This window comes from Demequina litorisediminis, assembly GCF_030161615.1.
GTDB lineage: Bacteria > Actinomycetota > Actinomycetes > Actinomycetales > Demequinaceae > Demequina > Demequina litorisediminis.
Map to the genome: position 1 here is coordinate 1 of NZ_BSUN01000001.1, position 24,819 is coordinate 24,819.

General features: G+C 66.9%; 22 protein-coding genes and 9 pseudogenes. 1 reads left to right on the forward strand and 30 read right to left on the reverse strand.

Annotated features, from left to right (window positions below):
- From QQK48_RS00005 to QQK48_RS00080, 16 genes and pseudogenes are all read right to left on the reverse strand, one after another.
- Positions 1 to 1,123 (reverse strand): hypothetical protein (locus tag QQK48_RS00005; protein WP_284327056.1); only part of this gene is annotated, 1,123 nt, incomplete at its 3' end.
- A 178-nt stretch (positions 1,124 to 1,301) separates the two neighbouring features.
- Positions 1,302 to 1,725 (reverse strand): annotated as a pseudogene (gene nusB / locus QQK48_RS20820) (transcription antitermination factor NusB).
- Positions 1,725 to 2,290 (reverse strand): annotated as a pseudogene (gene efp / locus QQK48_RS00015) (elongation factor P). The pseudogenes nusB and efp overlap by 1 nt, the downstream one beginning before the upstream one ends.
- Before the next feature lie 62 nt (positions 2,291 to 2,352).
- The gene (locus QQK48_RS00020) at positions 2,353 to 2,793 is read right to left on the reverse strand and encodes a type II 3-dehydroquinate dehydratase (protein WP_284327057.1); all 441 of its coding nucleotides are present in this window, start codon (positions 2,791 to 2,793) and stop codon (positions 2,353 to 2,355) included.
- A gap of 5 nt (positions 2,794 to 2,798) precedes the next feature.
- Positions 2,799 to 3,920: a 3-dehydroquinate synthase gene (aroB, locus tag QQK48_RS00025; protein ID WP_284327058.1), complete on the reverse strand. Its 1,122-nt coding sequence runs from the start codon at positions 3,918 to 3,920 to the stop codon at positions 2,799 to 2,801.
- Positions 3,917 to 4,438 carry a shikimate kinase gene (locus QQK48_RS00030; RefSeq protein ID WP_284329258.1) on the reverse strand — a complete coding sequence of 174 codons (522 nt, stop codon included), beginning with the start codon at positions 4,436 to 4,438 and terminating at the stop codon, positions 3,917 to 3,919. Before QQK48_RS00030 ends, aroB begins: the two co-directional genes overlap by 4 nt.
- Positions 4,438 to 5,620, reverse strand: a pseudogene (gene aroC, locus QQK48_RS00035) (chorismate synthase). The gene QQK48_RS00030 and the pseudogene aroC overlap by 1 nt, the downstream one beginning before the upstream one ends.
- 67 nt (positions 5,621 to 5,687) lie before the next feature.
- Positions 5,688 to 5,900, reverse strand: coding sequence for a hypothetical protein (locus QQK48_RS00040; RefSeq protein ID WP_284327059.1), 213 nt, complete (start codon positions 5,898 to 5,900; stop codon positions 5,688 to 5,690).
- Between the two features lie 401 nt (positions 5,901 to 6,301).
- The gene (locus tag QQK48_RS00045) at positions 6,302 to 6,514 is read right to left on the reverse strand and encodes a hypothetical protein (protein WP_284327060.1); all 213 of its coding nucleotides are present in this window, start codon (positions 6,512 to 6,514) and stop codon (positions 6,302 to 6,304) included.
- A 2-nt stretch (positions 6,515 to 6,516) separates the two neighbouring features.
- A complete protein-coding gene (locus tag QQK48_RS00050; RefSeq protein WP_284327061.1) occupies positions 6,517 to 6,942 on the reverse strand; it encodes a hypothetical protein in 426 nt (141 codons plus the stop codon).
- Positions 6,943 to 7,039: 97 nt separating this feature from the next.
- A complete protein-coding gene (gene pilM / locus QQK48_RS00055) occupies positions 7,040 to 8,335 on the reverse strand; it encodes a pilus assembly protein PilM (RefSeq protein WP_284327062.1) in 1,296 nt (431 codons plus the stop codon).
- A gap of 68 nt (positions 8,336 to 8,403) precedes the next feature.
- Positions 8,404 to 9,123: a prepilin peptidase gene (locus tag QQK48_RS00060; RefSeq protein ID WP_284327063.1), complete on the reverse strand. Its 720-nt coding sequence runs from the start codon at positions 9,121 to 9,123 to the stop codon at positions 8,404 to 8,406.
- Between the two features lie 70 nt (positions 9,124 to 9,193).
- Positions 9,194 to 9,514 carry a hypothetical protein gene (locus tag QQK48_RS00065; protein ID WP_284327064.1) on the reverse strand — a complete coding sequence of 107 codons (321 nt, stop codon included), beginning with the start codon at positions 9,512 to 9,514 and terminating at the stop codon, positions 9,194 to 9,196.
- A 16-nt stretch (positions 9,515 to 9,530) separates the two neighbouring features.
- Positions 9,531 to 10,847, reverse strand: a complete 1,317-nt coding sequence (locus QQK48_RS00070; protein WP_284327065.1) for a TadE/TadG family type IV pilus assembly protein — start codon at positions 10,845 to 10,847, stop codon at positions 9,531 to 9,533.
- The gene (locus QQK48_RS00075; protein ID WP_284327066.1) at positions 10,847 to 11,356 is read right to left on the reverse strand and encodes a hypothetical protein; all 510 of its coding nucleotides are present in this window, start codon (positions 11,354 to 11,356) and stop codon (positions 10,847 to 10,849) included. Before QQK48_RS00075 ends, QQK48_RS00070 begins: the two co-directional genes overlap by 1 nt.
- An 84-nt stretch (positions 11,357 to 11,440) precedes the next feature.
- Complete coding sequence (locus QQK48_RS00080) at positions 11,441 to 12,259, reverse strand: type IV pilus modification PilV family protein (RefSeq protein WP_284327067.1); 819 nt, start codon at positions 12,257 to 12,259, stop codon at positions 11,441 to 11,443.
- Here QQK48_RS00080 and QQK48_RS00085 point away from each other — a divergent pair.
- Complete coding sequence (locus tag QQK48_RS00085; RefSeq protein WP_284327068.1) at positions 12,258 to 12,494, forward strand: hypothetical protein; 237 nt, start codon at positions 12,258 to 12,260, stop codon at positions 12,492 to 12,494. The two genes, QQK48_RS00080 and QQK48_RS00085, sit on opposite strands and share 2 nt — an antisense overlap.
- A gap of 55 nt (positions 12,495 to 12,549) precedes the next feature.
- Here QQK48_RS00085 and QQK48_RS18490 read toward each other — a convergent pair whose 3' ends face one another.
- The 14 genes and pseudogenes from QQK48_RS18490 to QQK48_RS00140 form a co-directional block, all read right to left on the reverse strand.
- A complete protein-coding gene (locus QQK48_RS18490) occupies positions 12,550 to 13,125 on the reverse strand; it encodes a type II secretion system F family protein (RefSeq protein WP_348523727.1) in 576 nt (191 codons plus the stop codon).
- Positions 13,126 to 13,127: 2 nt separating this feature from the next.
- Positions 13,128 to 13,508: a type II secretion system F family protein gene (locus QQK48_RS18495; RefSeq protein WP_348523339.1), complete on the reverse strand. Its 381-nt coding sequence runs from the start codon at positions 13,506 to 13,508 to the stop codon at positions 13,128 to 13,130.
- Positions 13,444 to 13,785, reverse strand: coding sequence for a hypothetical protein (locus tag QQK48_RS18500; RefSeq protein ID WP_348523340.1), 342 nt, complete (start codon positions 13,783 to 13,785; stop codon positions 13,444 to 13,446). Before QQK48_RS18500 ends, QQK48_RS18495 begins: the two co-directional genes overlap by 65 nt.
- Before the next feature lie 11 nt (positions 13,786 to 13,796).
- Complete coding sequence (locus QQK48_RS00095; protein ID WP_284327069.1) at positions 13,797 to 14,078, reverse strand: hypothetical protein; 282 nt, start codon at positions 14,076 to 14,078, stop codon at positions 13,797 to 13,799.
- A gap of 115 nt (positions 14,079 to 14,193) precedes the next feature.
- Positions 14,194 to 14,259: pseudogene (locus QQK48_RS18505) on the reverse strand (hypothetical protein); the annotation flags it as partial.
- Positions 14,246 to 15,445 (reverse strand): type IV pilus twitching motility protein PilT, encoded by a 1,200-nt coding sequence (locus tag QQK48_RS00100; RefSeq protein ID WP_284327070.1) that lies wholly within the window; start codon positions 15,443 to 15,445, stop codon positions 14,246 to 14,248. The gene QQK48_RS00100 and the pseudogene QQK48_RS18505, both read right to left, overlap by 14 nt.
- 76 nt (positions 15,446 to 15,521) lie before the next feature.
- A pseudogene (locus tag QQK48_RS00105) lies at positions 15,522 to 17,205 on the reverse strand (GspE/PulE family protein).
- 89 nt (positions 17,206 to 17,294) lie between these two features.
- Positions 17,295 to 18,152, reverse strand: a complete 858-nt coding sequence (locus QQK48_RS00115) for a shikimate dehydrogenase (RefSeq protein WP_284327072.1) — start codon at positions 18,150 to 18,152, stop codon at positions 17,295 to 17,297.
- A 2-nt stretch (positions 18,153 to 18,154) separates the two neighbouring features.
- Complete coding sequence (gene mltG, locus QQK48_RS00120) at positions 18,155 to 18,850, reverse strand: endolytic transglycosylase MltG (protein WP_348523728.1); 696 nt, start codon at positions 18,848 to 18,850, stop codon at positions 18,155 to 18,157.
- A gap of 437 nt (positions 18,851 to 19,287) precedes the next feature.
- Positions 19,288 to 19,641 (reverse strand): Holliday junction resolvase RuvX, encoded by a 354-nt coding sequence (gene ruvX / locus QQK48_RS00125; RefSeq protein WP_348523729.1) that lies wholly within the window; start codon positions 19,639 to 19,641, stop codon positions 19,288 to 19,290.
- Positions 19,613 to 19,774: pseudogene (ruvX, locus tag QQK48_RS18510) on the reverse strand (Holliday junction resolvase RuvX); the annotation flags it as partial. The pseudogene ruvX (QQK48_RS18510) and the gene ruvX (QQK48_RS00125), both read right to left, overlap by 29 nt.
- Positions 19,775 to 19,782: 8 nt before the next feature.
- A pseudogene (gene alaS / locus QQK48_RS00130) lies at positions 19,783 to 22,444 on the reverse strand (alanine--tRNA ligase).
- A 161-nt stretch (positions 22,445 to 22,605) separates the two neighbouring features.
- Positions 22,606 to 23,235 (reverse strand): annotated as a pseudogene (gene rpsD, locus QQK48_RS00135) (30S ribosomal protein S4).
- 161 nt (positions 23,236 to 23,396) lie between these two features.
- A pseudogene (locus QQK48_RS00140) lies at positions 23,397 to 24,753 on the reverse strand (replication-associated recombination protein A).
- Positions 24,754 to 24,819: the final 66 nt, after the last annotated feature.

Here is a 24,819-nt window from a genome sequence, read left to right on the forward strand (position 1 = left end):
GCTCGAAGTCGCCGAGCGACATGTCCTCGGCGGTGTCCAGGGTCGGACCTCCTGCCGTCGGCACTGGTGCGACGTTACCGGGATCGACAGCCGCCGACGGCTCAGTCTGAGTGCCCCACTTCTTGCGGTACTGGTGCACGGGTGACGGCGTGCCGGGGTTTCCTGCGTGGTCGAGCGGCACCACTCGCCAATAGCGCGTGTGGTTGGCCGTCTCCGACGTCGGCACATAGACCGTTCCGTTGACCACCCGCGTGACGGGGTTGAGGATGCCGTTACCCGAGGGATCCGAACCGAACTCGAGACGGTACTTCGCGGCGCCAGGCACCGGGTCCCGCCTGAACAGCAACTCAGAGTGAATGGTCGTCGTCTCGTTCACGGGCACGAGGTTCGAGGGAGCCTCCGCCCACGTGATCTGGAACTCCCGCTCCGGCGACCACGCTCCGGTCACCTCAGGGCTCGTGGTGGACGTGCCGTTGTACATTTCTGCGCGCACACGCCACTTCCACGTCAACACGCCTCCCGCGTTGTCCACGCGCGCGAGCGGCACTGCAGGTGCGTACTGGGTGCCATTGACCTTCACGGTCGTGCCAGACACTCCGCTACCGAGGGTCCCCGACGTGTACTCGAGCCGATAGCGGATAGCACCGGGCACGGGCTCCCACGAGAAGACCGTCGCGTCTGGGTACTCCACGATCCCCCGAACATCTTCAGCACCGGGCCCGATGGGCTGCGGCGTCACATCGTGCCCCACCACCAGCAGCGAGGCTTCGGTGGGCTCGCTCACGGTGAGAGCGCTACCCGATCCCGTGGTCGACGCCACACGCCAGTAGAGATCAGTCTCGTCGCCGACCACCGGCAGTGAGGTGGTGATGTAGTCGAGTGCGTACGTGTCCACCGTCTTGACGGTGCCGGTCGCGAACTCGGGGTTCTCGGACCACTGCAAGCGGTAACCGCTCGCGCCAGGTGCCGCGTTCCACGAGAAATGCACCGTGCCATCGGCGTTGGCGCTGGCCTCGCCACCGAGCGGAGCATCCGGCCCTGCCGCCTGCGCGGGCAGCGCGACCAACGTTGTTCCGATCAAGGTGGCTACCGAAATTGCCGCGACCGACCTGAGAAGGCTCATGCGTGCGCCTCTTCCTCAAAAGTGCGTCACCACGTCGCTTCGTCGGACGTGCTGGCCACACATTAGCGGAGCACGAGCCCCGGAACCAACGATTCCGCGACGGCGTGTGAGGGTGGCGACAGCACAAAGGGGACGAAGCGGTGCTTCGTCCCCTTTGTGCCCCGGAAGGTGCCCGGTTCTAGTCCTCGCTGGGTAGCGCTGGCGCGTCGCGTGCGATGCGGCCGAGCACTCCGTTGACGAAGTTCGCGGAGTCGTCGGTGGAGAGGTCTGCGGCGAGGTCGACCGCCTCGTCGATGGCCACGGCGGTCGCGACCTCGTCGTTGCAGAGAATCTCCCAGGCGCCGATGCGCAGAAGGTTGCGGTCGACGGCGGGCATCCGCTCCAGCGTCCACGACGTGGAGGCATCCTCGATGATCGCGTTGAGGCTCACGCCAGCGAGACACGATGCCGCGCACAATCTCCTGCGAGTACGCGGGCAGGGGGTGCTGGTGACCGGGGTGCGCGAGGCGCTCGTCGAGGACGTCGCCCACGTTCACGCCGCGCTGCTCGGCTTCGAAGAGGACGTCGAGCGCGCGCTTGCGTGCCTTGGTGCGGGCTCCCACTAGTCGTTCACACGGCCGAGGTAGTCGCCCGACTCGGTGTTGACCTTGACCTTGGTGCCGGCCTCGAGGAACAGCGGCACCTGGATCTCCTTGCCGGTCTCGAGGGTGGCGGGCTTGGTGCCACCGGACGAGCGGTCGCCCTGCAGGCCGGGCTCGGTGTAGGTCACTTCGAGCACCACGGAGGCGGGCAGGCTCGAGGAAGATGGGGTTGCCGTTGTGCGAGCCGATGGTCGCGTTCTCGTTCTCCAGCAGGAAGTCGGTCGCACTGCCCATGACCTCGGGCGACACGTTGACCTGGTCGAACGTGTCGGGGTCCATGAACACGTAGGACGCGCCGTCGTTGTAGAGGTACTGCATGGTGCGGCGGTCCACGGTCTCGAAGTCGACCTTGGTGCCTGCGTTGAAGGTCTTGTCGACGACCTTGCCCGAGAGGACGTTCTTGAGCCTTGGTGCGGACGAAGGCGCCGCCCTTGCCGGGCTTCACGTGCTGGAACTCGATGACGGACCAGAGGTTCCCGTCGAGGTTGAGCACGGAGCCGTTCTTGATGTCGTTCGAGGTCGCCACGGTGTAGTCCTTCGGAAGTTCTGAAAAAGAGCCGTCGGAAAGTCTACCCGCCGCATGCGGTTCTAGGCGCGTGAACCGATCGCGTCGAGGGCAAGGCGGTACGAGTCGACGCCGAGGCCGGCGATCACACCCGTCGCGACGCCGCTGATGACCGACGTGTGGCGGAACTCCTCGCGGGCGTGCGGGTTGGTGAGGTGGATCTCCATCAGCGTCAGTCCCGCGCCGGTGACCAGCGCGCAGGCGTCGCGCAGCGCGTACTCGTAGTGGGTGAAGGCGGCCGGGTTCAGCACCACGTGCCACCCGTCGTCGACGGCCCGATGCATCCAGTGCACCAGCTCGGCCTCGTCATCGGTCTGGCGCACCACGGCCTCGAGACCGTGCTCGCTCCCCCACTGCATGCACAGGGCGGCGATTTCGTCGAAGGTGGTGGTCCCGTATTTCTCGGGTTCGCGGGAGCCGAGACGGCCGAGGTTGGGGCCGTTGGCGACGAGCACGGTGGTCATGCGGGTCAGCCTAGCGAGATGGTGCCGCCGGAGACCGGAGCCGACGAGACCGCATCGTACGCTCCGAGGAGCAAGGCAGGGTCGGGGCCCTCGAGGCGCACCGGGTTGCCGATGCCCTGGAGCACCACGAATCGCAGCAGGTCGCCTCGCGTCTTCTTGTCCCGGCGCATCGCCGTGGACAACGCGTCCCAGCGGTCCCCCGGGTACGTGGTGGGAAGTCCCAGTGACTCGAGAATGCTGCGGTGGCGCTCCACCGAAGCCTCGTCGAGGCGCCCCGCGAGATGCGCCAACTCCGCGGCGAAGACCATGCCGACGGCGACGGCGGAGCCGTGACGCCACTGGTATCGCTCGGTGTACTCGATGGCGTGACCGAACGTGTGACCGTAGTTGAGGATCTCGCGCTGGAACGACTCCTTGAGGTCGGCCGCCACCACCGTGGCCTTGACCTGCACCTTGCGGGCGATGAGTTCCTCGAGAACGTCGAGCGTGGCCGGGTCGAGCTCCGGCGCGCTGAGCGCGGCCGCATGCTGCTCCACAAGGTCCAAGATCACGGTGTCGGCGATGAAGCCGCCCTTGACCACCTCGGCCAGTCCTGCCACGCGATCGTGGACGGGCAGGTTGGCGAGGGTGTCGAGGTCGCACCAGACGGCAAGGGGCTCGTGGAACGTGCCGACGAGGTTCTTGCCCTCGGCGGTGTTGATGCCTGTCTTGCCGCCGATGGCCGCGTCGACCATGGCGAGCACGGTGGTAGGCATCTGGATGACGCCGACGCCACGCAGCCAGGTGGAGGCGACGAAGCCTGCGAGATCGGTCACGGCGCCACCACCGAGGCCGATGATCACGTCGGTGCGCGTGAAATCGGACTTGCCGAGGACCTGCCACAGGAATGAGGCGACTTCGGCGGACTTGCCGCTCTCAGCGTCCGGGACCTCCGCCAGGATTGCGGTGCGGCCCGAGGCCTCGATGCGCGCCCGCAGAATCTCGGCCATGGCGGCCAGCGGCGCCGCGTGCACCACGAGGACGCGCACGGCGGCCTCGGGGATGGACGCCACGGCCGGCTCGATCAGCCCGGTGCCGATCGTCACGTCGTAGGGCTGCGTGGTGTCGACGGTGATGGTGCGGCTCATGCCTGCGCTCCCTGCTCGATCACCGCGGCCACCTGAGTGGGGGTGAGGTCATCGGTCACGACGGTCTGGGTCGCCAGTCGCTCGTACACGGGACGGCGCGCCTCCATGAGCGTCAGCCATTGCTGACGCGGGTTGCCCAACAGCAGCGGACGCGACTTGTTGAGCCCCACTCGCGGCGAGGCAGCCTTCAGAGACACGTCCAGGAAGACGATGGCCGCTCCGGCTCCCGCTGCCTGCTCCAGCAGCGCCTGGGTCGCGGGGCGCAGGATCGCTCCCCCGCCGAGCGACAGCACGCCGGCGTGGGTAGCCACGGCATCGGCCACGGCGGCCTCCTCCAGATCACGGAAAGCGTCCTCGCCATCGGCGAGGAAGATGTCCGCGATCGACTTGCCCGCACCTGCCGAGACGTCCTCGTCCGTGTCGCGCCAGTCAAGGCCCGTCGAGGCCGCCAGGGCGCGTCCTACGGAGGACTTGCCCGAGCCGGGCGGTCCCATCAGGATGTAGCGAGGCACCGCCATCAACGCAGGTGGTCCGGGATGGCCGCCTCGTAGGACGCAATGTTGCGCTTGACCTCGGCAACAGAGTCGCCGCCGAACTTCTCGAGGAGCGCGTCGGCGAGCGTCAGCGCCACCATGGCCTGCGCCACCACGGCCGCAGGGGCCACGGCGCACACGTCGGAACGCTGGTGGATGGCCTTCGCGGCCTCTCCCGTCGCGGTGTCGATGGTGTCGAGGGCGCGAGGCACGGTGCTGATGGGCTTCATGGCCGCGGACACACGCAACGGCTCGCCGTTGGTCATGCCGCCCTCAAGCCCGCCTGCACGGTTGGTCCGGCGCGTCACGGCACCGTCCTGGTACTCGATCTCGTCGTGCGCCTGCGAGCCACGGCGGCCTGCGGTGCGGAAGCCGTCGCCCACCTCGACGCCCTTGATGGCCTGGATCCCCATCAGCGCGCCCGCGAGGCGTGCGTCGAGGCGACGGTCACCGTGAACGTGGCTGCCAAGTCCCACGGGCAGGCCGTAGGCAACGACCTCGACGACGCCACCGAGGGTGTCGCCGTCCTTCTGGCATTCGTCGATCTCGGCGATCATGTCCGCGGACGTCTCGGCGTGGAAGCAACGGATCGGGTCGGCGTCGAGATCCTCGGTCGCATCGGCCGGGGGCAGCGGCGCGTCGTCGGGGATGCGCACCGGACCCACCTGAGTGGTGTGCGACACCAGGCGCACGCCTGCGGCCTGCTCGAGGAAGGCCTCGGCGACGGCGCCGAGCGCCACGCGTGCGGCGGTCTCGCGGGCCGATGCCCTCTCAAGGACCGGGCGAGCGTCGTCAAAGCCGTACTTGGTCATGCCGACCAGGTCGGCGTGACCGGGGCGCGGGCGGGTGAGCGCCGCCGCGCGTGCGCCGGTGAGACTCGGCAGCGTCCACGGGGTCCGCGCTCATCACGGTTTCCCACTTGGGCCACTCCGTGTTGCCCACCTGGATGGCCACGGGGCCGCCCTGGCTGACGCCATGGCGCACGCCACCGAGGACTGTGACCTGGTCCTGCTCAAAGTTCATGCGCGCGCCCGACCAGCCGAGCCGGCGGCGAGCGAGCGCCGCCTGGATCTCGGAGGAGGTCACCTGGACGCCTGCGGGGAGGCCGTCAAGGGTGCCGACGAGGGCGGGACCGTGGGATTCGCCTGCGGTGAGCCATCTGAGCATGGGTCACATTGTGGCAGACGAAAGGCCGGGTCCCGACGCGTGTCGGGACCCGGCCTTGGGCGAAGGACTAGTTCGCTCCGGACTGGGCGGGCGAGGACTCGGTCGGTGTCGTGAAAGCGTCGTCGGGAATGGACTCGGCGGTCACCACCGGACCCTCGTCCAGCGACGTCAGGTCCGCGTCCGCGAGGTACAGCGCGGCCTTGATGTACGTCTGGACGCCACCATCGCCGGGTTCCGAAACACCTGCGGGCACCGTGGATCCTTCGACCAACGAGGTCATGGTGACCTCGTAGATCTGCAGGAATGGCTGCTCGGGGTCCTGGAGAGTTTGAAGGAAGTCGTAGGCTCTCGTCCGCGGTTCCATACACGGTGAATTCGAAGGGCTGCAGTGCGAGGTTCTGCGCGAGCACCACGGAGCCCTTCACCGTCTTGACCACGGGTGTGAAGGCCGGGGCCACCACGTTGGTCGTCGCCGCGGGCCCCGTTTGGAACCGCTGAGCGAGTTGTGTGGAAGGCAATAGCGCGGCCGGAATTTCCCAGCCATCGATCATGTCGCCAAAGTCCTGCGCGGTTTCCCCCACCTCCACGCCGGACGATTCGAAGGCCTCCCACATGCGAGTGCGGAAGGTCTCGAGGTCGAGTCGCTGCGGTGCGTTGAGGTCGATCAGCGGCTGCAGCGGCTCATACGTGGCGAGGCTCGTCACCCATGGCAGAGATCGCCGCGGAATCGGCCTCGATCGTCGTGATGTTGGTGCGCACCAGGTCTTCGTCCGCGCTGAACGCCGCGGTCTCGTCGACCTGCGGCTTCACGGCGAGAAACCATCCGAGCACCAGCACCACGATGATGCCGAGGGCCGTCAGCGCCACGATGGGCGCGTACTTGGAGTTCAACATCGTCAGTCCTCCTCGGTGGCTGCGGGGCTGGGAGAGAGTGACGGCAGCGGGGCCGGGGCCGTCTCCTCGGCATCGAGCGCCTCGGGGTCGATCTCGACGGTGGAGCCGTCGTCGATGAAGCGGCCCGTGAGGGCGGACATGGTCACCGTGGCGGTGCCGTTGAACTCCCAGACCACCGCGCCGGAGGCGTCGACGTAGGTCTCCGAGGTGACGAGTACCTGCTCGAGTCCGGGAAGCGCCTCGACCGCGGCTGCCAGCGCCGTCGTGGTCTCGTACGACTCCGTCCAACCCGAGAAGTCGATGGTGCCCATGCCCGGGATCGCAGTCTCTGACGTGTTCCGCAGCCCGCTACCGGTCGCGGTGGGTCCGTAATAGACCACCTTCTGGAACGTAGTGCCTGACTCAGCCGCGCTGAGCACCGACGCCACCAAATCCTGAACAGCGATGTCGCCATAGCCGATCTGGCCGAGGGTCCACGCCTGCGACTCATAGGTCGAAAGGTCCTCGTAGACCGACTTCTGCTCATCACGGTTTTCGATCGCGGTGGTCTGGTCGGTGATCGCGTCGTCGAGCCCGTTCTTCGCGAGCCTGCTTGGCGCCGAGCGCGAGAACGTAGGCGCCCACCATCACGCCCACCGCGATGAGCACGGCGAACAGCGCAGTCATCTTGACGGCGCGCATCTTGGTGGCTTCCGCGATCTCCTGTGGAATCAGGTTGACCGCGGGGAGAGCGGGAGCGCCGATCTTCTTGTCTACGGGGTTCATCACGCGGCTCCCATCGCAAGACCCACGACGGTGGCGAGCGCGGCTTCGCGTCCGCGCGCCGGGGTCAGGTCCACCTTCTTGCTGATGCCCACGCCGGCGAGCGGGTCGCCGATCATGACCGGGAGACGGGTGGCGCTGGACAGTGCCTGGCCGAACCCCTGGAGGTACGCGCTGCCACCGGTGAGGACGAGCCGCTCCACGGCGCCGCCGGGGTTGGAGGCTCGCGAAGTACACCAGCGTGTTGCGAATCGACTCGATGAGCGGGCCCATCGCGTGGCTCACGGCGTCGACGGTCTGACGCTGTTCCGCGGGCGCAGAGGGGTTCATGCCGTACTGGTACTTCACCTGCTCGGCGTCGACTGTCGAGCCCTTGTAGGCGGAACGCACTGCCTTGGAGACATCATTGCCACCCTGGCCGAGCACACGTACCAGGCGCGGTGCGCCGCGCTGGGACACCACCACAGTGGTGATGGCCGCGCCGACGTTGACGATGGCGACCGTTGACTGCGTGAGCTCGCCCTTGCAGACGCCGCGCCACAGGGCGAAGCCGGTGTGGTCCACCCGCGAGAGGTGAACACCCGAGCCCTGGAGTGAAGAAATCACGCCTCGCACGAGTTCACGAGGCGCGGCAACGAGCATGCCGCGTAGCATCTGCCCCTGCTCCCCCGCGAACTCAGCGGTGGGATAGAAGTCGAGCAGTGCGTCGTCCACGGCCATGGGCAGAGAGTCGCGGACGTGGAACGCCAGCGACTTCCTGATCTGGTCCATGGGCTGCGCGGGGACGTCTACCTCGCGAAGCACCACGGTCGGATGGCCGATGTTGACGGCCGCCGACTTGGCGCTGACCTTGGCAGCAGCCACCGTCTGCTTGACCACCTCGGCGAAGGCACCCGGTTCCTCGATCTCGCCGTTGCGGATCACTCCGGCGGGAACGGCTCGCTCTGCGAAGGCCGTAATGCTCGCGCCGTCGCGGGGGTCGGAACCGCCCTTGAGTTCTACCTCTGCGACGCGCACCGCTGTCTCGCCGATGTCGATCGCGACTTGTCGTGTTGCCACCTAATGTCCCCTCTGAACTGCTGTCTTCACGCCTATCGGCATGCACGACCGCTCTCTATAACTCGTCTTCACAGCCCCGCCAAGCGCAAATAACTCTCGGAGATCGCGGTTCCGCACAGTAGCCCGGTCCAGACCCCTGCGAACATCCACGGCCCGAAAGGGATCGCTACTTGCGCCCCTTGCGGGTGATGGCCATCACCGTGACGCCCACGAGCGCGCCCCAGACAAAGGCCGCGAAGCCACCCACGATGAGTTCCGCCCACCCGTACCAGGCCAGCACCGCGCCGAGCACAGGCGCGAGCCTTCACATCGCCGAACCCCATCCCGCGGGGATAGATGAACCATGCGCCGAAGTAGAAGGCGCCAAGGATGGCCGCGCCGAGCAACGCATGAAGCAGACGGCTCCAGTCCCCATCGACACCCGTCCAGACCACCAGGTACACGGCGACCATGGCCGAGAACGGCACCACGACCGCATCGGGCAGGCGTCGCACTTCGAGATCGATGGCACTCAGCACGATCGTGAAGAACGCCACGATCAGGGCGAGACCCAGATCCCAGGTGACGCCGAGCCACGCCGCGAGAGCGCCGAACACCGCGCCTGTCAGGGCTTCGATCAGCGGATACCGGACGCTGATGGGCTCGTGGCAGTCGTAGCAGCGTCCCCCCAGGACCAGCCATCCGAGCACCGGCACGTTGTGCCGGAACCGGATCGCGTGCCCGCAGCGCGGACAGGCGCTCGGCGGGTGCGCCACGGACTCGCCGGCAGGCACCCTCGAGATCACCACGTTGGCGAAGGCTTCCGAGTGCACAGCCCACGAGGACCGCGAACACGATCAAAAAGGCCACGAACGCGACTCAACCTTCACGGACGTAGGACATGGTGAAGTCCGCGAAGGCGGGGTCGATGTTCTCCGATCCCACCTTGCGGTACGTGAATCCGAAGGACGGCTGCCAGTTGGACTGGCACGAGTAAATCTGTCCCGCGTAGCCGTTGCCACCGTTCGAATACAGGAACGTCTTTGTCGTGTAGGACAACAACGCCGTACTGGCGTCCATGTACATGTTGCCGGACACGAACTGAATTCCCACGGGGATACTCGTATCCCACGTGGTCTTGGTCGGGTCGGGCGTGGGGCACTCCGTGAAGCCATCCGGCGTGGGGGTGGCGAGGTACACGGAGTGCTTCTCTCCGTCACCGGAGATAATGCTGAGCGCCAGGTCCTTCTTGATGGACGAGCCGAAGATGACGAGGTCCGCGTAGAGCCTTGATGGTGAGGTTGCCGCCGTAGCCCATGTGGATGCCGGTCGAACACGCCGCGGTGGTGTCGATCAACGTGTTCTCGGTGATCTCCATCGTGCCCGTGATGTGGCTGGTCCGGCACTCCGTGCCCGCGATCAGGTTCGTGGGATACGAGGGATCGTTCCAGGCCTTCTTCGTGTAGTTGTCGAAGATGGGGTCGTCTGGCCGGAAGACCTCAAAGTCCTCTTCAAACACGTCATACTCATCGGGCTTGGGCACACTCATGTCCAACATGAAGGTGCGCTGAGGAGTGCTGTAGTTCGAGGAGGTCATGCACTCGTCCTTCTCCGCGTACGGCGCGAACACCGACGAGGGAAGGAAGACCTTAGCCGGGTACCTGCAGTAGCCGTCGAGGTAGCCGCGCGCACGAGTGGTGCCGCCCACCTTCGGATAGACGGCCGTGTACCACTTGGCGGTCGTGAAGTTCGACAGGGCACGGGGGTAGTTCCCGGACGCGATGTTGCCCGCGACGGTCAGGTTGCCGCCGACGGTCGTGCCGCTCGTGGCCGCGGGGAAGTAAAGATTGCCGCCCACGTACATGTCGCCGTCGGTGCCGCAGTTGCTGTTCTTGAAGTGGACGTCGCCCTTGACGTAGATGCTGCCAGGCACCTTGGTGCCGGCGTCACACGCGAGGTTGCCCTTGGTGAAAATGGTCGCGTCGTCCTCCTCGGAGGCGATCGACTGGATGGCGTTGGTGCCCACGAAGGTATCCGCGCGCACGGCGTGGTTGAACGTGGGCGGGTCCTCCGGCTTGGTCCACAGGGCCGTGACTTCAGCCTGGTCACCGGCCTCGTAGCCGCCCACGCCGTTGCTCTGCGCGGTGCCGGTCGAGACGACCTTGACGAAGTCGGGCCAGTTGTCCTTGTCCTCGAGGTCCGGGCAACCCTCTGTCCACGATCCGGTGCCGTCCTGGTCGTAGAACACCTGGGCGTCGTAGGCGGGCACCGCGCTCGACTGAAAATGGCCGTCAAGCGCCACACAGGCCGCGGGATCGGAATCCATGGTCGCGTATGCCACGTCCACCCCGGCGTCGGCAGCGGACTGCGACTCGACCGAGGCACGACTCTGCGTGGTGAAGTACGAGCCGAATACCGTAGTGCTGGCCACCACCATGAGGACCCCGGCCATCACGATGACCATGCCAAGCACCAGCACCAGGGCCTGGCCCTCCTCGCTACGGCCCTCGATGCGGTTACGAAGAATGCGCACTACCAACATGTCACCCCTGCCTCATCTGCCTGCGGCCGCTGCAACACCGTGGTGTCGATGCGCGTGCCATGACCCCAGACATCGGGATCGCCATCGATGAACACCTTGACGGTGCCCGCTGATTCGTCGCGTACAAATGCCTTTGTCCCGGTGGGCACCACGACGTCACTCACCGCGATGGTCCACGACGAGGAACTCGACGCCGTGGCCGCCACGACCTTCGCAGTATCCGTGGTCCGCCTCAGTTCGCCTTTGGCTGCGTCGTAAATCCAGGCGCGGCAGGTGTATGCCCCCGCGTCGGGGTCCCCCACCCAGGTTTTGGTGCGCAGCAGCGTGCCGTCGGTCGACACCTTGACGTCCTTGGCGTAGCGCACGTCGTAGGCGATGCCAGACGCGGCGTTCTGCATCTCGCCGGTGTTCTTCACGGTGCTGGTCACGACCGCCTGCGAGCGAAGCCCGTTGATGACCAGGACGGCGACCATGCCTCCGAGGATCAACAGGAGAAACATGTAGACCATGAGGCTCGACGAGGGTGAATCCTCCCTCGGAGTCTCGGTCCTGGAGCCTTGAATGCAAGGCGCGCATCATCACAGTCACCCCAGTCCGGGCACGGCGATCATGGTGGACACGTCGGCAACGTCGGGGTTGTCCGTGTCGAGAGACGTGACCTCCACGCGATAGGTCACCAACACGGTGGCCGCGTCCGGGTCTGACTCGTCCTTGCACCACGAGGTGTCAGCCTCGGTCTCGGCGACTGTCAGCCCCGGGACCTGGAAAGACTCGGTCAGCGAGTAGCGCGCCCCACGGGTATCCGTGTAGTCGTCGGCGGGTTCGCCCGCGATAAAGATGCGGAAGTCCGCGCACAAGGCCGCGGCGACGCGGGCCTGTTCAACCCGCTCCTGCGCGACCTCCTGGGCCGATGCGATGGTGGTGGTCTTCGCGGTCACCTGGAGCGCCAGCAGGATGGGCGGCACCATCGCGACGGCAAGGATGCCGAACAGCAGCATCGCGACGATGACCTCGATGATGCCGAGTCCATCGTCGTCGGTGGTGCGCAACCTGTTCGCCACGTGACCGGGCCCCTTTCCGCGGTGGTGAGTCTGATACAGCGACGCGGAGCCGCGGGTGGGCGCGAAGGTCCGAGGACCGTGCGGCCCACCCGCAGCCCGCGAGTGGAGAGACTTACTCTCGGTGATCGCGCCGTTGGCGTCCATCGTGAACACGGTGCCGGTGGGCGAGGTGATGGTGATCTCGACGGTGTCGGGGGCGGACATGTCAACCTCACCCTCGGCGAGGATGTTGCCGTCCGAAACCGCAACGGTCGAGGTCTCGGTGCCAGCGGTGATGGTGCTGGTCGAAGGGCCGGTCGCCGCGGTCCAGGACACGGCGTCCGCCTGCGGGTTCTCGGTCATGGCCGAGACCACGGCGGTACGCACGGTGTTCAGGTCGGCCTTGGCCGCCGAGTCCTTCGCCTTGTTCTGCTGGTTCAGGTACAGCGGGATGGCGATGGCGGCGAGGATGCCGATGATGATGATGACGACGAGGAGCCTCGACGAGCGTGAAGCCCTTCTCAGCGCCCTCAGCCTTCTCCTGCATACGCTTCTGGATCATCTTGATCATTCTGATTCCCTCATATTTCTCATGTGATGTGTCAAGATCCCGGTCTCCCGGGATCCCCCGGCGCCTGTGGCGGCGCCGAAGCCTATGTCAGCCAATCAGGTCGAAGACCTTGAAGATCGGCATGTAGAGCGCGATGACCATGCCTCCGATGACCGAGCCGAGCACGGCAATCATGAGAGGCTCGATCAGGCTCGTGAGCCTGTTCGGTGGTGGACTCCACCTCTTGGTCGTAGAAGTCCGCGATCTTGTCCAGCATGGAGTCCAGCGCACCGGTGTCCTCACCGACCGCGATCATCTGCACCACCATGGGCGGGAAGACCGTGTGCTGGGCCAGCGGCTTCGAGAGCGAGTCGCCGCGGCGCACGGACGACTGCACGTCCTTGACTGCGTCCTCGACCACCACATTGCCCGAGGACTGGCCCACGATGTCCAGCGCCTGGAGGATCGGCACACCCGAGCGGACCATCGACCCGAAGTTGCGGCTGAAGCGCGACACAGCGATCTTCTGGATCAGGCCGCCGAACACCGGCGCCTTGAGCAGTAGCGGCTGGTACCTCCGCCGCACCGACTCCTTGTGCTTGTTCTTGCGCCACCACACCACGAACACGATGATGCCGACGATGAGCGGACCCACCGCGATCTTGAGGATCGCGGACATGGTCACCAGGATTTGCGTGGGAAGCGGAAGGCTCGCCGCCGAGGCCCTCGAACATGGTCGCGAACACCGGCACGATGAAGATCAGCATGGCCGCCACACCAAGGATGGCGATGAACAGCACCACCACGGGGTAGGTCATGGCGGACTTGATCTTGCCGCGCCTTCACTTCTTCCTCGAAGTTCGCCGCGATGGAGACCAGCACCTCGTCGAGGAAACCGCCGACCTCGCCGGCCTTCACCATGTTGATCATGAGCGGCGGGAATGTCTCAGGGTGACGGCCAAGGGCTTTCGAGAAGGCCGAGCCGGTCTCCACGTCGCTACGGACCTCCATGACCACCTTCTGGAGAGCCTTGTTCTCCGTCTGGTCGGCCAGAATGGTCAACGCGCGCAGGAGCGACAGGCCGGAGGAGATCATCACGGCGAGCCTGGCGCGACAGAATCGCGATGTCCTTGAGCCCGATGGTCTCGCCGAAACCGGGGATGGTGATGTCCGCGTTGAGGCCCTTGCCTCCCGCTTCCTCCACCATCAACGGCGTGAGTCCACGCTCCTGCAGGCGCGACGCCACCACCGAGGAGGACGGCGCCTCCATGGTGTTCTTATGAATCTTGCCCGAGGCATCGCGCGCGGTGAACGCGTACTTCTGGGTCTGAATCGCCATCGTTTACTCCCCTACGCGCGTCCGGCCCGGCCGCACAGGCGGTTGAACTCTTCGTAGGAGTGGCACATCTCTACCGCGTCGTCAAAACCGACGGTGCCGGCCTTGACGAGCTCCGCGAGGTGCTGGTCCATGGACTGCATTCCCAGCGAGGCACCCGCTTGCATCGACGTGTGAATCTGGTGCGTCTTGCCCTCGCGCACCAGGTTCCTGATGGCAGGCGTCGCAACCATCAGTTCGACGGCGACCGCACGGCCGGGGCCATCGGCCCGCGGCAGAAGCGTCTGACAGACCACGCCCTGGATGGCGGCGGCGAGCCTGCGTACGCACCTGGCCCTGCTGCTCCGAGGGGAACACGTCGATCACGCGGTCCATGGTCTGCGCGGCATCCTGCGTGTGCAGGGTGGCGAACACCAGGTGACCGGTCTCTGCGGCGGTCAGCGCGACCTGGATGGTTTCCAGGTCACGGAGCCTCACCGATCAGGATGACGTCGGGGTCCTGACGCAGCACGTGCTTGAGCGCGTTGGCAAACGACTTGGTGTCGGTTCCCACCTCGCGCTGGTTCACGAGCGAACGCTTGTGGCGGTGCAGGAACTCGATGGGATCCTCGACCGTCATGATGTGACCACTGCGCGAGCGGTTCGCGAGGTCCACAAGCGACGCGAGGGTGGTCGATTTTCCCGAACCCGTGGGGCCCGTCACCAGGACGAGACCGCGCGGCAGGTAGGCAAACTTGGAGACGGCCTCGGGAACGCCCAAGGCCTCGAGCGCCTTGATCTCGTAGGGAATCACACGGAAGGCGGCACCGACGGCGTTGCGCTGACGGTAGATGTTCACACGGAAGCGCGCCTCGCCGATGAGCGAATAGGAGAAGTCCAATTCGAGGTGCTCGTCAAAGCTCTCGCGCTGCTTCTGCGTGATGATGCCGAAAATGGCCTTCTGGATGCCCTCAGGGGTGAGGCGATCGAAGCCTTCGACCGCCTTGAGTCCACCGTCGACGCGAATCATCGGAGCGGCGCCGGACGTGATGTGGAGGTCCGAGGCCTTGGCGGCGAGCATCGCGCGCAGCGCCGACTGGAGGTCGAAGTCGCCCTCCTGCTTCTCCTGGCCCATACCGAGGCGCGAGCCGCCCACGGGTGCGCTCGCCGCGGGACGTTGCGCCTGCGCGCCGGCGGGACGCTGCTGGCCCGCAGGGGCGGAAGGCTGCGCAGGCGCGGACTGCTGACCCATCATCGGCTGACGCTGGACGGGCTGCTGGCCAGACATCGGCTGACGCTGCACCGGCTGCTGACCGGACACGGGCTGCACGGCCGTCTGCTGCGCAAGGGCGGCACCGTACTGACCGGCCGCCGCCTGCGCCGTGGCCGCCTGCTGTGCGGCGCTCGGCTGGACGGCAGTCTGCTGGACACCGAACGGCTGACGCTGCACGGGCTGCTGGCCCGTGAGCGGCTGCGGGGGCGACGCGGGCTGCGGCGCCGAAAACTGCTGCGGGGCGGCCGCGGGCTGTCCGCCGGCAGGCGTCTGAGGAGTGAAGTGACCCATCGGCGGCTGCGCGGCGGAAGCCGACGAGGCTGCCTGACCCGGAACCTGCTGCTGACGCGCAGGCTGCACCGGGAAGTCCTCGGGCCGCTCAGGCAGGCCCTCGGGCATGAATGACGTCATCGTGTTTCCCTCGCCTTTTCGGCGGCACCCCTCGCACCACCGGTGGACACCTTATCGGCAGTTCTTTGCAGGGACGTTAACCGCAACGCCCTATTTCGCGACACGAAGCAGGCTCCTCAATCGAGGTGGTGCCATCCAGCACCTTGGCCCACCCATCCATGAGCAGCGTCTCCATGCCGTTGTCCTGTGCCGCACGGGCAATTTCGGCCGCCGAGGCCCGCGCCACGGCGAGACGTTCGATCTCCTCGTTCACGGACATCACCTCGTGCAGCGCGACACGTCCCCGGTAACCCGTGCCAGAGCAACGCTGGCAACCCGCCGGCCGCAGCACCGTCGGGAGCGGCGATCCGGACACAAAGCCCACATTGGCGGGAATCTCCGCCTCGTCTTCCACCACGTACTCGACGGCGCAGTGGGAGCACAAGCGGCGCGCCAGTCGCTGGGCCACCACGCAGTCCACCGCGGAGCCCACCAGGAACGGCTCGATGTCCATCTCGATCAGACGCGTGAGCGCCGACGGGGCATCGTTCGTGTGGAGCGTGGACAGCACGAGGTGACCCGTCAGTGCCGCCTCGATCGCGATCTGCGCCGTCTCGCCGTCACGGACCTCACCCAGCAGCACCACGTCGGGGTCCGCACGCAGAATCGACCGCAGCGCGGCGGCAAATGTCAGGCCCGCCTTCGGGTTCACCTGCACCTGGTTGATGCCGGGGATGCGGTACTCGACCGGGTCCTCGACCGTGATCACGTTGATCTCGGGGCGGGAAATCTGGTTCAGCGTCGCGTACAGCGTGGTGGACTTGCCCGAACCCGTGGGGCCCGTCACCAGGATCATCCCGTAGGGCTTGCGGAAGTTGACCGAGTACGCGGCGTAGTTCTTCTCGCGAATGCCCAGGTCCTCGAGTTCCAACGTCGCCGTCGAGTTGTCGAGGATACGCATGACGACCTTCTCGCCCCACACCGTCGGCAGGGTGGCCACACGGAGGTCCACCTTCTTGCCGTTGTGGGTGACGGACAGACGGCCGTCCTGCGGCTTGCGGCGCTCGGCGATGTCGATGTCCGCCATGATCTTGATGCGCGAGATCACGCCGCCCTGAATCGCCTTGGGGGCGTTCTGCATCTCGTGAAGCACGCCGTCGATGCGGTAGCGCACGCGGACGTCTCGCTCGGCGGGTTCGATGTGGATATCCGAGGCGCGGTCCTGAATGGCCTGCGTGATCAGCAGATTGACGAAGCGCACGATGGGCGCGTCGTCTTCCACGGCGGTCGACAGGTCGGCGAGGTCGGTGGCCTCCGCCTCGTCGTTGATCGCGCCCTGCAGGCTCGTCCAGTTCGGCGTCCGAACGGCAGTAGCGATCGATGGCGTTCAGCACGTCATCGTGCGCCGCCACCACCGGCAAAATCTGCATGCGGGTCAGCGTGCGGATGTCATCGACCGCGACCACGTTGCCAGGGTTGGACATGGCGATCTTCAGGATGTCGCCGTCGATCTGGATGGGCAGTGCGGCGTGACGCCTGCACACCGTGTCCGGCACCAGTGCCACCGCGGCACGGTCGACAGGGAAGTCACCGAGTTCGACGAACTCCATCCCCACCTGGCTGGCGAGCGCGCGCACCAACTGACCCTCGGAGATCATTCCCATCTCCACGAGGGTGCGTCCCAGCGACTGCCCACGACCGTGCTGCTCGTCGATCGCGTCCATCGCCTGGTCTTCTGTGAGGATGCCCTCCTCCATCAGAATGGTGCCCAGTTGCTTCACAAACGTCCCCTCATGCTGTCCAACCCCTGAGTAACGTATATCGGCTCGCCCTTGAGCCCCCTAGGGAGTGTGACAATTCCGACACACGGTCAGGCGTCGGGCAGGACCTTCGCCATGGCGTCGAGGGGCGCGGCCATGCCTGTCATGAGGCGGACCTGCTCTCCTGCCTGGTGCAACAGCATGCGCGTCCCGGGAACGAACGTTCCGCCCGCGGCGCGCCAAGCGGCCCCCAGCGGCGTCACCAGGGGCGAGTAGACCGCGTCCAGGAGCACCGCCTGGGGTCGCACAGGCCCCAGCGCCGGTACCAGCGCGGCTCCCGCCTCGGCCGGCACCGTGGACACCACGGCCTCGGCATCGGCCAGGTAGTGCGGCGCATCCTCGAGGGCCACGAAGCGCGGCTCCACGCCCATCTTGGTGGCGGCCCGCATCAGCCCACCGGCGCGGGCGCGGTTGCGCACCACGACCACGGGCCTGGTGACGCCGAGGCGTCCCAACGCTGCGAGCGCGGACGTCGCCGTCGCTCCCCCGCCGATCACGACTCCCTCGGTCGCCGCGCTCACCCCGCCCTCGGCCAGAGCCGCGACCACACCGTGAACGTCGGTGTTCGCGCCCACGAGTTGGAGGCGCGTGCCCACGGGTTGCACGAGCACGGTGTTGATGGCCCCGACCAGCTTCGCCATGGGCTCGATGAACTCCACCAGCGGCATCGCGGCCACCTTGAGCGGCATCGTCAGCGACAGGCCGCCCCACGTGCCGTCCAGCGCCGCCACGAAGTCGGGCAGCGACTCCTCGGTCACGTCATACGCGTCGTACGTCCACGCGAGCCCGAGCGCCTTATACGCGGCACCGTGCAGCGCAGGCGACAGCGAGTGGGTGATGGGGTGCCCCAGCACCCCCGCCCGCCGAGAGGCGCCGGCCCCCGAAGGGCCGGCCACCGCATCGGGCATCGCTACTCCTCGTCGTCGGACGACTGGTTCTCCGCCACCCACTGGTTGAGGATCTCCACGTTGGCGAGGTGGTCCTCAAGGTTGGTCGCGTAGGCCGTCTCACCCGTCTCCAGGTTCACCGTGACGAAGTACGTGTAGTCGTGGTCGGCCGGGTTGACCGCCGCCTCGATGGAGGCCTCGCCCGGCGCCGCGATGGGCGTCGGCGGAAGGCCGGTGTACATGTACGTGTTGTACGGCGAGTCGATGAGGCGATCCTCCTCGGACGTCCACACGCCCTCGGATGGAGCGATGTACTTCACCGTGGAGTCGAACTGCAGCATCATGTCGATGTCGAGGCGGTTCATGATGACGCCCGCGATCATGGGGCGGTCCTCATCCTTCTTCGCCTCCTTCTCGACGAGCGACGCGATGGTGAGGATCCGCTCACGGTCCTCCTCCGCCACGTCGTACTTGTCGAGCATCTTGATGGTGGTGCTCACCATCGTCGACAGCATCTCCGCGGGCTCGACATCGGGGTTGAAGGTGTAGGTCGAGGGGAACAGCCAGCCCTCGAGATTGCCCTCCGCCTCGGCGGGAAGACCGAGCGCGTCGGTGTCCTCCGCGATCTCCGCCACCTCGTCCGCCGTATAACCGGTGAGGTTCGCGATGGCCTGGAAGTACGCGTCGACGGCCTTGCCCTCGGGAATCGTGATCTTCAGGCTCGTCGCGGTTGGAGGGCTCGAGCAACGCGTCCATCGCGTACTCCGCCTTCATCTCCTTCTGCATGAAGTAGTAGCCAGCGGTAATCGACAGCGACTCATCGGGGCGCGAGTTGAACTCCTGGATGAACGCCTCCGGCGACGCGATCACGCCCGCCTCGTACAGCGTCTGCGCCATGTCCGCACCGGCGTCGCCCTGCTCGATGATGACCTGCACCACGCCCTGGCCAGCGCCGTCGTAGTCAGCGACGGACGACTCGTCGCCACCGCCGGCGAAGGACTTGATGAAGTTCCAGCCGAGGGACACGCCCACGGCCACCAACACCAGTCCTACGGCCGACACGATGGCCGTCCACTTCCGGCGCGCAGCGCGCCGCTTCTGACGCTGCAAGCGCCTCAGGTCCAGCGACGTCGTCGTGTCGTCGGCCTCGAAAAAATCAGTCATCTCCACCCTCACGCGGGATCGTCTCAGTCACCTTACTCAGATTCCCCCGGCGTTCAATGTCCAACGCGCTCTCCAGGATCACCACTGCGGCGGCCTGGTCGATCACCTGACGCTGCTGCTTGGCGTTGCGTCCCGCCTGCCTCATCGAGGCTGATGCGGTGGCGGTCGAGAATCGCTCGTCGACCAAACGGACGACCGCCTCGCAACGTTCCGCGACCGCGGTCGCGATCGCCCGCGCGTCCTCCGCGGACGCACCCTGCGCGCCCGACAGCCTTGCGCGGCAGGCCCACGTAGACGGCCGTTGCCTCACGTTCGGCGACGATACCGACCAGGGCGTCGACCGCATCGGCCGTCGCGGTGTCGCCCTTGCCGCGCTGCACGGTGGTGACGGGGAACGCCATGAGGCCGTCGGGGTCGGATGCCGCGACGCCGATGCGGACCGAGCCCACATCGACGCCGAGGCGTACTCCTCTATCCACGCAGGCGCCTAGCCACGGGCCTCGATGGCATCGCGCACAGCGACGAGCGCATCGGCCACCTTGGCCGGGTCCTGGCCACCGCCCTGGGCGAGGTCCGGCTTGCCGCCGCCACCGCCACCGAGCGTCTGGGCCGCCACCTTGACCAGGTCACCGGCACGCACCCCCAGGTCACGGGCGGGACCGTTGGTCGCGATGACCACCTGGGGACGGCCACCGACCACGGCCGATGCCGCGACCACCACGGGCTTCGCGTCGCCAAGGCGGGTGCGGACGTCCGTCACGAGCGTGCGCAGGTCGTCTCCGTCGGCCGCGGTCGCCGACTCGTGCGCCACCAGCCTGCACCCCGTTGACCTCGGTTGCGGTCTCCACCAGTTGGCCCGCCACCTGCTGCATCGCCTGCTGGCGGTACTGGGCGAGTTGCTTCTCCGCGTCGGACAGGCGCGTGAGCAGTCCGCCGATGCGGTCGCTCGGCTCCTCGGGACGCGCCTTCAGCGTGCTTGTGAGGCTCCGCCACGATGGAACGCTCGGCGGCAAGGTGGCTGAACGCATCGGCGCCCACGAGCGCCTCAATGCGGCGTGCGCCGGAGCCCACGGAGCCTTCGCTCGTGACGGTCAGCAGGCCGATCTGGCTCGAGTTCGCGACGTGCGTACCGGCGCACAGTTCGCGCGAGAACGGGCCACCGATCTCGACCACGCGCACGCGGTCGCCGTACTTCTCGCCAAACAGCGCCATGGCGCCAAGGTTCTTCGCCTCATCGAGGTTCATGACGTTGGTGCTGACCGGGAGTTCCTCGCGGATCGCACGGTTCGCGATGCCCTCGATCTCCTCACGGGCCATGGCGGTGACCGGGTTCCTCCACGAGAAGTCCAGGCGCATGTAGCCGGGCTTGTTGTACGAGCCGGCCTGGTTCGCGTCCGTGCCGAGCGTCTCGTGCAGCGCGGCGTGAATGAGGTGCGTCGCCGAGTGCGCCTTCGACGCCTGGTGACGGTTCACGCGGTCCACCTCGGCCGAGACCTGGTCGCCCGCGGCCACCTCACCCTCGGTGACGGTGACGGTGTGGACGATCACGTCGGCAACGGGCTTCTGCACGTCGATCACGTGCAGCGTCGCGTTTGCGCCGCGAATCTCGCCGGTGTCCGCGTCCTGGCCGCCGGACTCCGCATAGAACGGGGTCTCGGCAAGGATCACCTCGACGGTGTCGCCAGCGGTCGCCACGGGCACCGCGACGCCATCCTTGATGACAGCGGCGACGGACGTGGTCAGGGCAAGGCTCGTAACCACGGAAGACGGTGGGCTGGAGGGCCTGGTAGACGCCCACATCGGCGTGGCCACCCTTCTTGGCCTTGGCGTCCGCGCGGGCGCGCTCCTTCTGCTCCGTCATGAGCGAACGGAAGCCCGCCTCGTCGACGGTCACGCCCTGCTCGGCCGCCATCTCCAGCGTGAGGTCAATGGGGAAGCCGAGGGTGTCGTGGAGCCTTGAAGGCATCGGCGCCGGACAGGCTGGTGCGGCCCGCCTTCTTCGCGCTGGCCACGGCCATGTCCAGCACCGTAGTGCCCTGCACCAGAGTGCGGCGGAACGCGTCCTCTTCGGTGGCGGCCACGTTGACGATCTTCTCGATGCTCGCGTCCAGGTCCGCGTACGAGGGCCGCATGGCCTCATACGAGGTGCGCACCAGCGACTCGATCGCGGGGTCCTCGACGCCCATGAGGCGCAGCGAGCGGACGGTGCGACGAATCAGGCGACGCAGCACGTAGCCGCGGCCCTCGTTGCCGGGGACGACACCATCGTGAATGAGCATCATCGACGAGCGCACGTGGTCCGCGACCACGCGCATGCGGACGTCGTCTTCCTCGTTGGCCTTGTACTGACGGCCCGAAAGCTCCTGCGTGCGCGCGATGACGGGGAACACCTCGTCGATCTCGTACATGTTGCCCACGCCCTGCTTGAGGTACGCAATGCGCTCCAGACCCGCGCCGGTGTCGATCGCCTTCTGGTCGAGTTCGCGAATGAGCGGGTAGTCCTTGCCCGAGCCCTCGCCGCGCAGGTACTGGTCGAAGACCAGGTTCCAGATCTCGAGGTAACGGTCGCCTCCGGGGTCAACGATGCCGCCCACGGCGTCAGGACCGAACTCAGGGCCACGGTCGTAGTGCCACTCGGCACACGGACCCGCGGGACCGGGCTGGCCCGTGTCCCAGAAGATCTCCTCGCGCGTCAAGCGCACAATGTGCTCGGGGTCCACACCCACATTGGTGAGCGCGCTGAACGCCTCGTCGTCCTCGTTCCAGATGGTCACCCAGAAGCGCTCGGGGTCAAAGCCGTACTTGCCCTCGGACTCGGGTCCCGTCAGCAGGTCCCACGCGAAGTCGATCGCGCCTTCCTTGAAGTAGTCGCCGAAGGAGAAGTTGCCCAGCATCTGGAAGAACGTGCCGTGACGGGTGGTCTTGCCGACCTCTTCGATGTCCTTGGTGCGGATGCACTTCTGGACAGAGGCGATGCGGGGGTGCGGCGAGGTCTCCGTACCGATGATGTACGGGATGAACGGCACCATGCCTGCGACGGTGAACAGCAGCGACGGGTCGGGCGAGACCAACGAGGCGCTGGGCTCGATGTGGTGGTCCTTCGACTCGAAGTAGTCGATCCAGCGCTGCCTAATGTCAGCGGTGCGCATCTCAGTCCTCCGTCGCGGGGGTGCGGGCGGTCTCGCCCGGGTGAGGGAAGCATCGGCCATATGCCCGATGCCGGGAGTCAAGTCCCAAGTATGACAAAGCCGCTGGGCCCGGAAGGACCGGGACCCAGCGGCAAAGTGTGTCTTGCTGGTACTGCGCTCGCTTAGCGGGCGTAGTACTCGACGACGAGCCTGAACCTCGCAGGTCACGGGGACCTCGGCACGCTCGGGACGGCGGACCAGGCTTGGCGGTCGGCTTCTCGAGGGTGACGTCGAGGTAGTCCGGGACCTCGGGGAGCACGTCACGGTGCGCGCCAGCGGCGGCAGCCATGTAGGGCTCCATGGTGACAGCCTTGGGCTTGACCTGGATGGTCTGGCCGGGCTTCACGCGGAACGAGGGGCGGTCGACGATCTGACCGTCCACGAGGATGTGGCGGTGCAGAACGGCCTGACGGGCCTGCAGGATCGTGCGGCCGAAACCGGCACGCAGGACCAGCGCGTCGAGACGCATCTCGAGCAGGCTCGACGAACGCGTCACCGGTACGGCGCGAGTCCTTGCGAGCCTCCTCGAAGACGCGGGTCATCTGCTTCTCACGCAGGCCGTACTGGGCGCGAAGACGCTGCTTCTCGCGCAGACGAACGGCGTAGTCGCTTTCCTTGCGGCGGGCGGTACGACCGTGCTCGCCGGGCGGGTAGGGACGCTTCTCGAAGTGCTTCACGGCCTTCGGCGTCAGGGCGAGGCCGAGGGCACGCGAGAGCCGCACCTGGCGGCGTGCCTTCTGAACTGAAGTCATTCTTGGTGTTCCTTGCTTGATTGCCTCTGAGTGCGGGCGCGGTCGCCCGAACTCAGATCACGAGAGATGTCGCGGCGACAGCAGCCAACCGTCCGCGAGGGCTCGACAATCCTAGCAGGTCAGGCGGGGGCGCGGCGGAGAAGCACGGGGTGTCGCTGCGGTCAGGAACCGTCGCGTCCGAGCATGTCCCTGATTCGCGCCATGCGGTCCGTCACGGTGCGTTCAAAGCCGTACTCGGTGGGCTGGTAGTAGCGGCTGCCGCGCAGCGAGTCCGGGAGGTACTCCTGGTGCGCCACGCCGCCGGGGGCATCGTGACTGTAGACGTAGGACTTCCCGTGGCCGATGCGCTCGGCACCCGCGTAGTGCGCGTCACGAAGATGCTGGGGCACCACGCCCGCCTTGCCCGCGCGCACGTCCGCGATCGCGGCGTCGATGGCGCGGTAGGAACGGTTGGACTTGGGGGCCGTCGCAAGATACGTCGTCGCCTCGGCGAGCGGGATACGCCCCTCGGGCATGCCAATGAACGTCACGGCGTCCGCCGCTGCTTGCGCGATCACGAGCCCCTGAGGGTCAGCCATGCCGATGTCCTCACTCGCGAGGATCACGAGGCGCCGCGCAATGAACCGGGGGTCCTCCCCCGCGACCACCATGCGCGCCAAGTAGTGCAGCGCGGCATCGACGTCCGAGCCGCGCACCGACTTGATGAAGGCGCTGATGACGTCGTAGTGCTGGTCGCCCGACTTGTCGTAGGCGACAAGAGCGGCGTCCATGGTGCGCTCGGTGATCTCCCCCGTGATCTCCGGCAGCGCGTCCTGTGTGCTGGAGCCCAGGCCCAGGGCGGCATCGGCCACCGCTTCGAGGAGGGTGAGTGCCTTGCGTGCGTCGGCGCCGGCAACCCGCAGGATGTGTTCGCGGGCCTGGGGCGCGAGGTTCACCCTGCCGTCGAGTCCTCGTGGGTCCGCCACGGCGCGGTCGAGGAGCGCGCCGACGTCCTCGCTGGCAAGCGGCTGCAGGGTGAGCAGCAGGGAGCGCGACAGGAGCGGCCCCACCACGGAGAAGCCTGGGGTTCTCGGTGGTCGCGCCGATGAGCGTGACCCAGCGGTTCTCGACGGCGGGAAGCAATGCATCCTGCTGGGTGCGCGTGAAGCGGTGGATCTCGTCGACGAAGAGGACGGTCTCGCGCTCCCCCGTGGCGATGCGACGTTTGGAGTCGTCGATCACCGCACGCACGTCCTTGATGCCCGCAGTCACTGCGGACAGTTCGACGAAGCGCCTGTTGCCCGCGACCAGGTACGCGAGGGTGGTCTTGCCGGTGCCCGGCGGACCCCACAGGATGACCGAGGTGGCAGGAGCGGCCTCCCCCACGAGCCGGCGTAGCGGCGCGCCGTCGTGGAGCAGGTGCGCCTGACCCACGACCTCGTCGAGCACGCGAGGCCGCATGCGCACTGCGAGCGGCGCGGTGGGTCCGGGCTCTGGAACGCCGCTTCCCGTGCGCTCGGTCGACTCGAACAGGTCCATGTGGCCCACCCTAGTTGCCCGGGGTGACATTCTGGTTCGCTATTGAAAGATTCCTTTCGAAAGGAT